This is a genomic window from Candidatus Cardinium sp. cBcalN2, from assembly GCF_022810445.1.
GTDB lineage: Bacteria > Bacteroidota > Bacteroidia > Cytophagales > Amoebophilaceae > Cardinium.
Map to the genome: position 1 here is coordinate 1 of NZ_JAACGD010000194.1, position 522 is coordinate 522.

The 522-nt window shown below is 32.6% G+C and carries 1 protein-coding gene; it reads left to right on the plus strand.

Annotated elements, in window-relative coordinates; all coding sequences use genetic code 11:
- The first annotated feature begins 167 nt into the window (after positions 1–167).
- Positions 168–512, plus strand: a complete 345-nt coding sequence (locus MUW74_RS04250) for an ankyrin repeat domain-containing protein (protein WP_243518636.1) — start codon at positions 168–170, stop codon at positions 510–512.
- The last annotated feature ends 10 nt before the right edge of the window (positions 513–522 follow it).

Sequence of the window (522 nt, forward strand, 5' to 3'; positions counted from 1 at the left end):
TTATTTGCAATTGTATTTATATTTTTGTAATAATTGAGTAACGAATAAAATCAATTCGTTGTTTCATTACTGCTTTAATTAAGTTTTTTTCCTTAATCAGCTTAAGCAGGGGGAATAATCTGTATAGGTTATCGGATTGTTTATTGCGATCATTCTGCTTGGTGATTATGGTTATAATTGTTTCATTACTAGATCAAATTATGATTACTATAAACAAAAAAAATATACAAGCTCATCTACTTTTATGCATCTGGCCCTTAGCCTTTCATGCCTTCGTTTCTTGTATAGGTATAACGCAATCACTAGGTGCCAATAATGCGACAACAGATCAAGCAAAAGATTTGTCCGTAAAGGATCACATGTTCTTAAGTAAAGAGGTTTTAGAAGATCTTGACAAACATAATCTCTCAGCAAGCAGTATAGCATATTGGCTTGATCAAGGTCTAGATATAAATGCAAGTGATGATGAAGGCTGGACACTATTATTCTATGCAGTAGAGCGTCTAGAGTAAAGAAATGGTT